This window comes from Mycobacterium paraintracellulare (assembly GCF_000276825.1).
Classification (GTDB): Bacteria; Actinomycetota; Actinomycetes; order Mycobacteriales; family Mycobacteriaceae; genus Mycobacterium; species Mycobacterium intracellulare.
Window position 1 is genome coordinate 1,830,314 of the sequence record NC_016948.1, and the last position, 12,760, is coordinate 1,843,073.

A 12,760-nucleotide genomic window follows, 5' to 3' on the forward strand; every position below is an offset into this window, starting at 1 on the left:
GTGATGACTGACCACGGTTTCGGCCGCCATCGAGTCGTCCACATCGGTACGGGTCTCACGGGAAGAGAAGCGTTGCGGGCCACGATTCTCGATCCGGCACTGGACCTTGTCGGGATAAAGGTGTCGACACCGAGCAAGGTCGGCACAGATGCGGGTCGGCTCTGCGGGGTGGCGGACGTGGGAGTGACGGCCACCGACGACATGGCGGAAATCATTGCGCTAAAGCCCGATTGTGTGTCCTACTGTGCGACGGCGGTGCGGCGGGAGGAGGACGCGATCGCGGATATTGCCGCGCTGCTGGAATCAGGGATCAACGTCGTTACAATCTCGACCATCCCGATGGTCTACCCGCCGGCTGCGCCGAAACACTGGCGTACCGCGCTCGATTCGGCCGCGAAGAAGGGCAATTCGACCCTTTACGCTACGGGTAGCGAACCCGGATTCATAAGCCTCAACCTTCCGACCGCCCTGCTCGCCGGCGCGGGCACCGTCGATTCGTATCGGATGGACGAGTACGCGGTGGACTTGGACAAGTCCTATCCGATCTGGGATGTGTTGCACGAGTCAATGGGTTTCGGCAAGCCGGATGGCCACGTACCCGCCCGGATAGCTTCGGGCAAGGTGAATCACGACTGGGAGGCGGTCGTGCGTTACCTTGCGGACGTACTTGGGATCGAACTCGACCGTGTGGAACTCGACTGGGAGACTCTGCTCGCTCCCGTTGATCTACCAACTGCTGTGGGCGTGGTGCCGTCGGGAACGATCTGCGGGCATCGCTGGCAGCTTTCCGGAGTCGCCAACGACCGGCCAGTAGTGGCAGTCCAATATTTCGCGACGGTGAGTTCGACACCGTGGCCCGAACACTGGCCGAAGCCCTCGCGCGTGGAACAGGGCGGAATGGTCTTTCGTGTCGAAGGAAATCCCAGCATGAGCCTGGAACTGTACCTCGAACCGTCCAAGGAAAATCACGTCAATCCGGGAATCACGGCCACCGCGATGGCCGCGGTGAATGCCATTCCTCGCGTGGTGGCCGCAGCGCCTGGCGTCATCGAATGGCCCCTGGCCGGACCCGAGATCGTTACTCGACTCTCCCGCACCGGACGGTGACCCTATTCGCGCTGTTACACGGCGGGCTGCATTACGGCTCCTGCTGGGATGCGGTCACCACGGAGCTGGCGCGGCGAGGCCATCGCGTGATCGCACCTGATCTCCCAGTCGACGACGACTCGGCCGGGGCGCTGAAGTGGGCGCAAGTGGCGATCGTTGCGATTGAGCGAGAAGCTGACGGCGCATCCGACGACGTTGTCGTTGTCGCGCACTCGATTTCGGGACTTTGCGCACCGGTCATCGCCACGCTGTACCCGGTGCGCCGAATGGTGTTTGTCGGTGGCCTCCTGCCCGTCCCGGGCCACTCGTTCGTCGAACACCTGGCCGCCAACCCCGATGCGATCACATTTCCCGAGCCGCAAGAACAAGGTACCGGACCGTTCGGTCTTACCTGGGAATCGGTGCGGGAAGGCTTTTACCATGATTGCCCGGAATCGATGGCACGTCATGCGTTCAGCGAACTACGGCACCAGGCGTTCACCGTGTTCACGGAGCGTTGCCCGATCAGCCGCTGGCCCGATACGCCGTCGACCTACGTGCTCATGCGGGACGACCGCGCCGTGGGGGAGTCGTGGGCTCGGCGCAACGCGGTCGGCAGGATCGGGGCACGGGTCGTCGAATTGGACGGCGGCCACTCGCCGTTCTTTGCCCGTCCGGCCGAGCTGAGTGCGGTGCTGCTAAGCTTGGACGACCCCGACGTCAGCTGAAATTGCAGCTGCGGTAACAAACTTCGACTCATCTGATGCCAGCCACGCAACCGCGTTCGCGACGTCCGCGGGCATCGTCACCGCGTAGGCAGCAGTTGCTTGGTGAAGCCGTATTGTCGATGAGGGTAACGGCGCGGTCCGATGTTCACCGTCTCGCGAAATCCAGCGCGTTGCGGGGCGCGGTGATCGGCAGATCCAGTGATGTGGCGATGCCGGGAGCCGCATCGATGACGTACGGGATGGCGTTGACAACGCGCATGGCCGTCGCCTCCATGGCGTTGTCATTCGCCGATGCCGCGGTGCCTTCGGTACCGAAGCGAAGGTCACAGTGGATGTGCGGTTCACCCTCGATCACGATGCGGTAAGTGCCGTGTGGCGCCGACGCCCACTGCGGCGCCAGGTCGGGAGCCATGCGGTTGATGTGCTCGATGGTGATCACCGGATGGCCGGCGACTACCCCGGTGGTCTCGGCCCTCACTGCTCCGCAGGTGCCGGCCGGAATCAAGCCGCACGCCACGTGTAGGTCGCGTGGCGTGATCACGCGCTCGTAGCGTTCGGTGATCTCGTCGAGTTCGACGTCGAGGGCGCGGGCGACGAGACCGATCGGTGGTCCCCAGGCGAACTGCTGTGCGCCCTCGAGTTCGAGCATCGGTTTGAAATCCAGTGGGCGACCGAAACCCATGGCGTCGAACATCAGGTACTCGTTGGGATAGGCCGAGTAGTCAAAGATCTCTTGTGCACGGACCGAGCGGATCGTGTTAGACAGGGTGGACAGTATGACGGCGAACTGGTCGCCGGCGAAGCCGGGTTCGATACCGGACGTGTATATCGTGGCGCCGCCGGCGAGCGCCGCGGCCCGCACCTGATCGGCCAGGTTGGGAATCCACCGGTCGGGAAACATCATTCCGGGCGTGTTGGTCGTGACCACATTGATGCCGGCCCTCAAAATGCGGAGATAGTCGCGCACCGCGGCCGCATCCATTTCGTCGCTCATGGCCGCATACACCACGCAGTCGGGCTTGAGCTTGATGATGTCGTCGAGATCGGCGGTGGTCGTGACGCCGATGGGGCCGACCCCGACTACCTCACCGGCGTCGCGGCCCGCCTTCTCGGGACTGTGCACCCATACGCCGACCAGGTCGAGGTGTGCGCGGCGGTTGATCGCGCGCAAGGCGATGCTGCCCACTCCACCGGTGGATATGACTGCGACGCGTAAGATTTGGTCTACCACGTCAATTGCTCCTTCGTAGGGTGCTTTTGCGCTACAGGTCGGGAATTGGCAGGGACGAATTCGGCCCCTGGAGGCCACCGTCGACGATGAAGGTCGAATTGGTGGCATAGCAATCGCGGGTGGACAGATATAGCGTCAGTCGGCCGAGGTCCGCGACGTCGCCGATACGATGCAGGGGCGTCAGCTCCTTCAGCTTCTCCTCGGAGCCCGGCATGAGGTCGAAGCTTGACTGCAGTCCGGTCGTCATAAAGGCGCCCAGGGCGATGGCATTTACCCGGATCTTGGGGGCGAGCTCCTGCGCCATGGCTCGGGTCAGAGCTTCGAGCCCGCCCTTGGCCACGGAATAGGGCAACAATCCACGGATTCCGAATCGACCTGCACCGGAGGAGATGTTTACGATGGAGCCCCGTCCCACCTTCAACATGTGGGGCACCGCGAGCTGGCTCATGATGAAGGCAGAAGTGACGCAGTAGTCGAACGTCTGCCGAAGGTTGTCGTCGGTGAGGCTCAGAAATGGGCCATACGTTGCGAAACCAACGTTGTTGACAAGGATGTCGATTCGGCCGAACTTGTCGACGGCGGTTTGCACCACGCGTTCGCTGTCCGAACGTTTGAGTGCATCGGCAGTGAGCGCGAGGCCTGTACCGCCGGCTAGTTCGATATCCTTGACCGTCGCTTCCACCTCGGACGAAGTTCGTGCCGTGCCAACGATGGTGGCGCCCGCTTCTGCGAGTACCTTGGCGATGCCTTCGCCGACGCCGCGTCCGGCGCCGGTGACTATCGCCACCTGACCGTCCAGCTTGAATTGTTCGAGTGCCATGAGCGCCTCTCCGCACGGGTTTTGGGTTCGCAGCGGCGAATCTACCGTAATGAGAATCAATATTTCCGGTTATCGGAAAGCGCCCTTTAGGGTGTCGTAGAGTCGTTCGTATGCCGCAGCCACAGTTGCACCACGTCGTGTTCGCGATCGGCCTCGAGCGGCTCGACCGCGCTGCGGAGTACCTGAGCGCATTGGGCTTTCAGTTCGAGGCTTTCGAGCTCGAGCACCTCGGCCTGCAAATCCGACTCGACTGGGACCGCGGTTTCGAGCTCATCGCTCCCACCGCGGCTGCACCGACGGACGGGGGCACCGCGGCGGAGTTCTTGTCCCGCAACGGCGACGGCCTGTTCTCTGTCGTGATACGTACCGCGGATTGTGATGCTGGCGAACACATCGCGGCGCGATACGGCGTCAAGTCCGACTTCCGGCAGCGGCACGAAGGTGACGGCTTCGAGCTGACCGAAGTCAAGCTGGAGCCGTTGTTCGGCATTCCGTTGACACTGATGACCACGAATATGGCAGACGGGCAGCCGGTCACCCCTTAGGGTGCGCCAACAGTTCGCTGAGCTGTTGCGCCAGCTCCGACTTCTTGACCTTTCCGCTCGCGGTGAAAGGGAGTTCTTGCTTCGCGGTGACCCAGATGAACTTCGGAACCTTGTACGCCGACAACCGGCCACGCAGTTGCGCCCGCAAGGACTCGCCGTCGAGCGCCGAGTCGCCGCGCGGTACCACCGCCGCCGCGACCACCGTGCCGTGCTCCTCGCTCTCGGCGCCCACCACGTATGCCTCCAGCACGCCGTCGCAGTCGGCCAGCGCCCGCTCGACCTCGCTGGGTGTGATGTTGGTGCCGCCACCCGTCTTGATCAGATCGCCCAACCGACCGGTGAACCTGATCCAACCGTCGTTGTACTCGACGCCGCAGTCGCCCGTCCGGTAGTAGCCGTCTGGAGTGAACACCTCTTCGCGCTCACGTTTGTGCAGGCGTTGCATCAACGAGTATCCGCGAACCCAGATTTCGCCCGGCGCGCCGACGGGCACCGGCCGCCCCGTGTCAGGGTCGACGATCAGATGGTGCAGCCCTTCGATGGATACGCCACCGGTTTCGGACCGCTCGGGCGGCTGCGGCACATAGGGGTCGACCCCAATGTGGTTGCCGCACAGTTCCGTCATCCCCAGCGCGTTAGGTCCCTTGGGTCGACGCGCGGGCGGCACCATCGCGGGCATGCTGGTCCGTTGCACCGAGCTCAGATCGCGTCCAGGAAAATCGGGATGCTCGGCCAGAGTCTTGCCCTGCTGGGGCCAGCCCAGCGTGATCGTCGCCCGGTGGCGCTCCATGAGTTCCAGGGCCTCGGCCGCGTCGAACGCGGGCTGGGTGACCAGCGTTGCGCCGTGGTGGATCACGGCATGCAATCCGGTGATCAGACCTCCCACCCAGAAGAAGGGCATGGCGGTGAACATCACGTCGTCGTGGGTGACCCCATAGGTGAACGTGAGGTTGTAGGTATGCCGCACCAGCGCGCCGTGGGTGTGGACGGGACCCTTCGGGTCTCCGGTACTGCCCGAGGTGTAGATGATCGTCGCGTCGTCGGCCGGCGTTACGCACAGTTCCACATCGACCAGGAAGTCGGTGTCGCTGGCCGACATGTTGCCATCGCCGTCGATCGTTGTCGTCCAGGCCTGATCGGATGGCCCCCACACGGCAACGGTCCGCAGGAACGGCGCTTTGGGTACGGCGATGCGGCCCGGCTCGCGCTGATCCGACAGCCCCGGCAGCGCCTCCCGGAGGCGGGCGAGGAAGTCGTGATTGCGGAACCGCGACCACGTCAGGATCGCGTGCAGGTCGGCATGGCGTGCGGTCCAGGCGAGTTCGGACGCCTGGTAAAAGGTGTTGAGCGGCACCGCGACCGCGCCGATGCGTGTGGTGGCGAACCAGGCCAGGGCCCAATCGACGCTGTTCGGCATCAAGATTCCGACGTGATCGCCCTTGCTTATACCCTCCGCCAGCAGGGCGATCGCCAGCGCAGCCGAGCGCCGGTCGAGGTCGATATAGGTCAATTCCTGACCATCGGCGATGAGGAACGGCTTGTCCCCGAAACGTGCCGCGCAGGATCTCACCAGAGCGGGAATCGTGGGCAAGATCTTCGGGAAGGGCATGAGCGCAGGATAGTAGCCTTTGCAGAAAACGAGAACAAAGGTTCTCATTCGTTGCTTTCGGCCTACAATTCCGCCATGGCCGCAGAAGCGGGGCGTCGGTCCACTGGCGATCGTTTGGACCGGGTCGAATCGAGTCTCGCGATCAGCCAGCTGCCCAGTAGATACGCGATGGCCCTCGACGCCCGGGATCTCAACGCGCTGGTGGCGTTGTTCGTCGACGACGTCGACGCCGGCGCGGAGGGCCACGGCAGGGATGCGCTGAAGCGTTGGTACGACCGGGTACTTCGGCGGTTCTACCGCAGCATCCACCTGATCTGCGGCCACCAGTTCGATTTCATCGACCCTGACCACGCGACCGGATCGGTGTATTGCCGCGCCGAACACGAGGACGGCGACGGGTGGTTTGTGATCACGATGCGTTACGACGACGTCTACGAGCGCCGCGGCGGCCAGTGGTGCTTCGTCAAGCGGCGGGAGCATCCTTGGTACTCGGTCGACGTGACGGAGCGCCCGGGTCCGGAATTCATGCGCTGGCCGACCGACGTTCGGTTGCGTGCGGCCATGCCCCAGCGCATGCCGACGTGGCGGGCCTTCTGGGCCGACGGAGATCCCGCGCTGCCCGAGCGGTTATCGGCGCGCCCATAGCCTCCGGCGCCGGTTGCCTCACGCGCCGACGCGGTTTACAAATCCGTTCGAAACTGACATTCTCACATAATGCAATCGTGCGTTTTCGCCGTTGCAAGCCTGCCGGTGCGCTCGCACCCGTACCACTGAGACCAATGGAGGCCGTCATTTCCGACGACAAAGTGCTCAGCGGCGTCCGCGTGTTGGAGGTCGCGGCGTGGACCTTCGTCCCGTCGGCCGGCGCCGTGCTCGCCGAGTGGGGCGCCGAGGTTATCAAGGTCGAGCCCCGCGAGGGCGGTGATCCACAGCGTGGCCTGGTCACGATGGGCATCGTGGACGAGGGCGGCGGCACGGTCAACTACATGATCGAGATACCGAATCGGGGGAAGAAGTCGATAGGCGTCGATCTGAGCACACCCGGCGGCCAGGACGTCATCCGTAAGCTCGCTGCCACGTGCGACGTATTCCTCACCAGCTATCTGCCGACTCGCCGCAAGAAGATGGGCATCGACGTCGACGACATCAGGGCAGCGAATCCCGGCATCGTGTACGTGCGCGGGTCAGGCCACGGCCCGAAGGGTCCCGATTCGGACAAGCCTGGCTACGACGGCGTCTCCTACTGGGCGCGCGGCGGCATCGCCGCCATGCTCACCGAAGACGGCGACGAGTTGGTGCGGTCGCGGCCCGCCTTCGGAGATCTCCTCGGGGGCATGGCGATCGCCGGCGGGATCGCGGCCGCTCTGTACAGGAAGGCGACCACCGGCCAGGGTTCGGTGGTGGATGTCTCCCTGCTCGGGCTGGCCGCGTGGAACCTCAGCCCCGACGTCGCGGTGAGCCAGATTCACGGTGGCAGCTCGATCCCGAAGTACAGCCACGCCGACGCACCCAACCCTCTGGTGGGGACCTACCGCACCAAGGACGACCGCTACGTCCAGCTGATGATGCTGCAACTCGACAAGTTCTACCCGGAAGCGATGCGCGCCATCGGCCTGCCCGAATTGGTCGAGGATGAGCGGTTTGCCAGTCCCGCAGCACGTTTCGCCAACCGCACGGAACTCATCTCGCTCATGGACGAGGTGTTCGCAAAACGCACACTCGCGCAATGGCGCGAACAGCTGGCCGAACTCTCTGGCGCCTGGGGGGTTGTCCAAACCCCCGGAGAACTCTGTGATGACCCGGCGGTGACCGCCAACGGCTATGTCGCGAACACCGCCACGATGAACGGCTCGCCATACTCGTTGCCCACAAACCCCGTCCAGTTCGACGAACGGGCCGTTGTCCCGCCGGGCGCACCCGAACACGGCCAGCACACCGAAGAGGTCTTGATGGAGGCAGGCTTGGACTGGGACACCATCGCGACCTACAAGGAAACCGGGGCGATCCTATGAGTGCAACGCCATCGCAGATCGCTTCTGAGAATCCTGTTGATTTCGACCCGTTCTCGGACGACTTCTTCAATGGAGCGTTCGACACGTACCGTCGGCTGCGCGACGAGGCTCCCGTTTATTACAACGCAAAGTGGGACTTCTGGGCCTTGACCCGTTACGACGACGTGGCGCCCGCTACCAAAGACTACGAAACCTTCTCGTCTGCCAAGGGCGCCACGCTGGACATGGTGCAGGCGCACGACGATGCGCTGCCGGTGCCCAAAGTGATCATCTCGATGGACCCGCCCGAACATCAGAAGATGCGCCGGCTGGTGAGCAACGTGTTCACCCCCCGCGCCATCGCCGCGCTGGAAGACATGGTGCGCGAGAAGGTCTACGAGCGCATTCATGCGCTCGACCCGTCCTCCTTCGACGTGGTAGCCGACTTCTCGGCCCTGTTTCCGAACGAGGTCATCACCACCATGCTGGGAGTGCCGAAGCAGGACCGCGACCAGATTCGTCTCTGGCTCGATCTGCTGCTTGAACGGCGCCCCGGTGAGATCGCCACCACCGCAGAGGGTTTCGAGGCCTCGACGAAGACGGGGATCTATTACTACAACCTGGTGCAGAAGCGCCGTGCCGAACCCTGCGACGACATGATCAGCCGGCTCATCGAGACCGAGATCGAGCGAGACGGGCAGGTCGAGAAGCTCACCGATGTGGATATCACCGGCTTCGCGACCATGCTCGGGGGAGCGGGCGCGGAGACCGTCACCAAGCTCATCGGCAATGCCATGGTCGCCTTCGCCGACTTTCCCGACCAGTGGCAGAAGTTGCAGAAGGACCGTAGCAAGATTCCGGCCGCGATCGAAGAGTTGCTGCGCTACGAAGCGCCGTCACAGTACCAGGTCCGCACCGCTACCCGCGATGTGACGTTGCACGGCAAGACAATTCCCGAGGGTAGCGCCGTCCTGCTCGTCACGGGTTCAGCGACGCGCGATGAGCGGATGTTCCCTGATCCTGACCGATTGGACATCGACAGGGAGCGCAAAATGGGCTTCAATCTCGCCTTTGGCTACGGCATACACAGTTGTTTGGGGGCCGCGTTGGCGAGGATGGAGAGCCGCATCGCCCTAGGCGCGCTGCTCGATCTCCTCCCCGAGTACGAAGTCGATCGCAGCGGGTTGCGGCGGGTGGCAATGTCCAATGTTTGCGGGTGGTCCAATGTCCCCGTGCGCAGAATTAGATGAAGTGTTGCGGACGCCGACATTGGCCAGGCGGTGATCGAATTGGCCGACCTCGCCGACGCCGGCGACGTGATCGCCGGAGAATTGCTGGCGTGGCTGTACGCGCGGCTGGCGAGATACAAGTGCCTCGGTCGATTTCATTCACGCGGTGCCTCCCGCGCACCGACGCGTGAAAGTTGAACAAGCATCAGCTCGCCCGAGAACTCGAATCGTGCAACAAGAGCCGGGGTCGGCGAGCGTGAATGGGCTGGAGTCGAGCTGACAGCACACAGTCGACGGAGGCCCAGGGCCGGCCGCTGCGATCCGACGCTAAACGCGATCGAATCCCAAAGATGATCGTGCGCGACGTCAGGGGAACGTCACGACGACCTTGTCCGCGGCGCCGGGGGTGGCCGCCAGCCGCAGTGCCTCCTCGACGTCATCGAACGGAATTGTGTGGCTGATGATGACGGCGTACTTCTGCCAGTTGGCCACCAGATCCTTTGTCACCTCGAAGATTTCGTCCGGGTATCCACAGGATCCGACGATCTCGATTTCGTTGCCCATCACGTTGAGCAGCTCCACGGACACGGGTTCCTTGTGGACGCCCACGATGGTCAATCGCGCGTCCCGCTTCGCCGCCGACAGGACGGTGTCGACGACGGCGTTCGCGCCAGCAGCGTCGAGGTAGACATCAGTCCCGACCCGACCGCCGAACATCGACTCGCCCTCGCCGTGCAGTTCCAAGAGCCGGGTGACGACGTCCTCCTCGGTGGGATCTATCACGGCGTTGGCGCCGACCTGCAGCGCCTTTTCGAGACGGCCCGAAATTGGGTCGACCACGACCACGTGGCCCACGCCGAGCGATTTGAACGCCAGTATTGCCCCGAGGCCCACCGGTCCGGCGCCGAAGACGACGACCTTGTCTCCGGTTCGAGGGTTGCAGCGATTGGCGCCGTGCAGGGCGACGGCCATGGGCTCGTTGAGCGCTGCGACCTCCCACGGTATGTGGTCGGGTATGACCTCGAGACTGCGTCCCCGCGCCGCGTTCTCGATGAGTAGGTACGGTGCCAACGCCCCTGTGGTGCCGCCGTTTCCGATGATGCCGCTCGGGGCGCTCATCGGGTTGACGACCACGTGATCGCCGACCTGGATCCCTACGACGTCCGCGCCCACCTCGACGACTTCACCGGCGGGTTCGTGGCCCAGAGGCATGCGACCCTGCATCGGTGGGACCCCGCCCATGGATATGTAAATCCCGTCGGACCCACACACGCCGCAGGCACGCATTCGCAACAGGACGTCGTTCGGTCCGGTTTGCGGCTTCGGAACATCGAGTAACCCCGTCTCGCCGACGGCAATGACTGTCGCTTGCTTCATGGCATCGGCCGATCGCCGTCAACGCGCGCAGGATCGGCCGCCCCCATGGCGAAGAAGCTCTCCATTACGGGCTGCATCACGCGGTTGACGAGTTCGATCCGGGGACCGATCAGTCCTTTGCAGTACGCCCAGAGCGTTTCGCCTTCGGGGGTTAGACCCCGCCCCTCGACAGCAAAGTGATTTGCTCGCAGCGCCGCGATGTCGTCATCGATGTCGTCGGACCAGTATCCGAGGTGGTGTAGGCCCGAGGTCGAAGGGGTCCACAGGGTGTTGGGAACGGCCTGGACGAGTTCCAGTCGTGGTTCGGTCAGTGAGAACGCCAGCCGTAGGGGGATGGTGTCGACCCGGCCGTCGAGTTCGACCGTCTGGTCCACCTCGAAAGCCTGAGTCCACCGGTGACCGACTACGTCGGTGAGGAAAGCCATCTCGGCGTCGAAGTCTTCGACGACGAGTCCGCAGTGGTACAGATCGTCTGCCTTCATTCTCGTTGCCCTTCTTCCATTTTCATTGCCTTTCTTCGTGCGCGTTGTGGGACGGCGTTCAGATGGACGCGAGTAGTTGCCGCGCCGCTTCGATGCCGGGACGCAGTCGCTCGGCTGCCCCGGTACCGGCGAGGGCCGCCTCGCGTTGCGGCATCTCCAGGCCGACGACGACGTCCCTGGGGAGCTCGGCCAGGTACTCCTTGAGGGGCACCTCACCGGCGCCGGGGACCAGTCGCTCGTTCATGGCCTCGAAGTTGTAGTCGTCGAATCGGCTGGTCATAGTGGTATCGGACAGCTGGATGTATCCGATGCAGGCCGCCGGAATTTCTGCGAGGTCTGCGGGTCGCGTGCCCAACCGGGCGATGTGCATGGTGTCGATCAGCAGGCGGAATTCGGGCCGGTCGACGTACTCGACCACCGTCATGCCCGTGCGGAGGTCACCGATGGTGAAGCCCGGCACGACCTCCGTGACTGTACTCATTCCACGCTGGGCAGCCATCTCGGTGATCGCGGCGAACTCGTCGCAGCTTCGGCGTAGATCGGGTTCGAAGCTCACGACATTGACCTTCTGGGCGCCGAGCTCGGCCATCAGGTCGAGATCGGCTGCCAGACTGGCGGAGTCGCGTTCGGGCAGGATCAGCAGTCCCTCGCCCAACGAGATTTTCACACCGGTATCGGCCAGGGCGGCGATCACCTCGCGCCGCAGACGTGTGTCGTCCTTGAGCGAATACGTCGGGTAACCCAATTCGGGCAGCGGCACCCCGTACAGCGCCGTGGAGATGTAGTGGCAGCCCAACTCCGCAGTGAGAGAGATGAATTCGAGTGGCGGCATGCCGAAGATGCTCAGGAATTCGATGCCCAGCCGGTCCATGGTGTACTCCGATCGGTGTGATTTCTCAGGCGCCCAGCATGATGAGGCCGCCATCGACGGCGAGCAGTTGGCCGGTGATGAATCCAGACCCCTCGCCGACTAGGAAAACCAGCAGCGGAGCAAGGTCTGTGGCCGGGTCGCCGAGGGCTCCGCGCAATGGGATGGCCAACTTCAGGTTCTCGTCCATGAACGCCGAACCTTCCGGACCGAGAAAGCTACGCAGGCGGTCGGCTCCGGGCGTCTGCATCGCCGGCGCGATCGCGTTCACGGTGATGCCTTCACTGCCCCAGGCCTTGGCGGCGGAGCGCGTCCACGCGTGTACCGCTCCCTTCGTGGCCGCGTAGACCGCCGAGATGGGACTGCCCATGACCGCTTCTGCGGAGCCGAAATTGATGATCCGGCCTCCTGAGCCCTGCATGATGCGGTGAGCGGCTTGATTGACGTGAATGGTCCCGCGCACATTGATCGACACGAGCCGATCGATGTCCGCGTCGGTAATCGTTCCCGCGATGCCCGGTAGCCACAGGCCGGCGGCATGAATGACGGCGTCCAAGCCCCCCATGGCTGCCGCCGCTGCGTCGACCGTCTCGTCCACGCTGTTGACACTGGTGACGTCGCAGCGAAGCCAGGAGGCTGGGGATCGCTCGGGAGCCGGCGCCTCATGGAAGGTGGCGACAACGTCGGCGCCGGAATTCACGAAGACGTCGACGATGGCCGCGCCGATGCCCGTGGCCGCGCCGGTAACCAAGACTCGTCTGCGACCGGATATGTTCGCACCTGTCCCGGGCATG

13 protein-coding genes are annotated in these 12,760 nt (G+C 63.9%); 6 read left to right on the forward strand and 7 right to left on the reverse strand.

The window, feature by feature from the left end:
• Positions 1-183 precede the first annotated feature (183 nt).
• Together OCQ_RS08615 and OCQ_RS08620 are read left to right on the forward strand one after the other, a co-directional pair.
• Positions 184-1,107, forward strand: coding sequence for a dihydrodipicolinate reductase (locus OCQ_RS08615; RefSeq protein WP_014379733.1), 924 nt, complete (start codon positions 184-186; stop codon positions 1,105-1,107).
• Complete coding sequence (locus tag OCQ_RS08620) at positions 1,104-1,814, forward strand: alpha/beta fold hydrolase (RefSeq protein WP_009976107.1); 711 nt, start codon at positions 1,104-1,106, stop codon at positions 1,812-1,814. Before OCQ_RS08615 ends, OCQ_RS08620 begins: the two co-directional genes overlap by 4 nt.
• Positions 1,815-1,959: 145 nt before the next feature.
• Here OCQ_RS08620 and OCQ_RS08625 read toward each other — a convergent pair whose 3' ends face one another.
• Together OCQ_RS08625 and OCQ_RS08630 are read right to left on the reverse strand one after the other, a co-directional pair.
• Positions 1,960-3,000, reverse strand: coding sequence for an NAD(P)H-dependent amine dehydrogenase family protein (locus OCQ_RS08625; protein ID WP_009956524.1), 1,041 nt, complete (start codon positions 2,998-3,000; stop codon positions 1,960-1,962).
• 76 nt (positions 3,001-3,076) lie between these two features.
• Positions 3,077-3,865 (reverse strand): SDR family NAD(P)-dependent oxidoreductase, encoded by a 789-nt coding sequence (locus OCQ_RS08630; protein ID WP_009976108.1) that lies wholly within the window; start codon positions 3,863-3,865, stop codon positions 3,077-3,079.
• A 110-nt stretch (positions 3,866-3,975) separates the two neighbouring features.
• Between OCQ_RS08630 and OCQ_RS08635 the strand changes: the two genes are divergently transcribed.
• Positions 3,976-4,410 carry a VOC family protein gene (locus OCQ_RS08635; RefSeq protein ID WP_009976109.1) on the forward strand — a complete coding sequence of 145 codons (435 nt, stop codon included), beginning with the start codon at positions 3,976-3,978 and terminating at the stop codon, positions 4,408-4,410.
• On the opposite strand, the gene OCQ_RS08640 is transcribed toward OCQ_RS08635, so the two are convergent.
• Complete coding sequence (locus tag OCQ_RS08640; protein WP_009956520.1) at positions 4,400-6,019, reverse strand: class I adenylate-forming enzyme family protein; 1,620 nt, start codon at positions 6,017-6,019, stop codon at positions 4,400-4,402. The genes OCQ_RS08635 and OCQ_RS08640 overlap by 11 nt on opposite strands.
• A gap of 168 nt (positions 6,020-6,187) precedes the next feature.
• On the opposite strand from OCQ_RS08640, the gene OCQ_RS08645 reads away from it, so the two are divergent.
• The 3 genes from OCQ_RS08645 to OCQ_RS08655 all read left to right on the forward strand — a co-directional run bounded on the left by OCQ_RS08645 (position 6,188) and on the right by OCQ_RS08655 (position 9,260).
• Positions 6,188-6,664: a nuclear transport factor 2 family protein gene (locus OCQ_RS08645; protein WP_009976111.1), complete on the forward strand. Its 477-nt coding sequence runs from the start codon at positions 6,188-6,190 to the stop codon at positions 6,662-6,664.
• Positions 6,665-6,798: 134 nt separating this feature from the next.
• Positions 6,799-8,031: a CaiB/BaiF CoA transferase family protein gene (locus OCQ_RS08650; RefSeq protein ID WP_014379739.1), complete on the forward strand. Its 1,233-nt coding sequence runs from the start codon at positions 6,799-6,801 to the stop codon at positions 8,029-8,031.
• Positions 8,028-9,260 (forward strand): cytochrome P450, encoded by a 1,233-nt coding sequence (locus OCQ_RS08655; protein WP_009976113.1) that lies wholly within the window; start codon positions 8,028-8,030, stop codon positions 9,258-9,260. Before OCQ_RS08650 ends, OCQ_RS08655 begins: the two co-directional genes overlap by 4 nt.
• Before the next feature lie 345 nt (positions 9,261-9,605).
• On the opposite strand, the gene OCQ_RS08660 is transcribed toward OCQ_RS08655, so the two are convergent.
• The 4 genes from OCQ_RS08660 to OCQ_RS08675 are packed head-to-tail and all read right to left on the reverse strand — an operon-like array spanning position 9,606 to position 12,759.
• On the reverse strand, positions 9,606-10,616 hold the full coding sequence (locus OCQ_RS08660) for a zinc-dependent alcohol dehydrogenase (RefSeq protein WP_014384317.1): 1,011 nt from the start codon (positions 10,614-10,616) through the stop codon (positions 9,606-9,608).
• The gene (locus tag OCQ_RS08665) at positions 10,613-11,098 is read right to left on the reverse strand and encodes a VOC family protein (RefSeq protein ID WP_009976118.1); all 486 of its coding nucleotides are present in this window, start codon (positions 11,096-11,098) and stop codon (positions 10,613-10,615) included. Before OCQ_RS08665 ends, OCQ_RS08660 begins: the two co-directional genes overlap by 4 nt.
• Before the next feature lie 58 nt (positions 11,099-11,156).
• Positions 11,157-11,969, reverse strand: a complete 813-nt coding sequence (locus OCQ_RS08670; protein WP_009976120.1) for a sugar phosphate isomerase/epimerase family protein — start codon at positions 11,967-11,969, stop codon at positions 11,157-11,159.
• A gap of 25 nt (positions 11,970-11,994) precedes the next feature.
• The gene (locus OCQ_RS08675; protein WP_029248439.1) at positions 11,995-12,759 is read right to left on the reverse strand and encodes an SDR family NAD(P)-dependent oxidoreductase; all 765 of its coding nucleotides are present in this window, start codon (positions 12,757-12,759) and stop codon (positions 11,995-11,997) included.
• Between the last annotated feature and the right edge of the window lies 1 nt (position 12,760).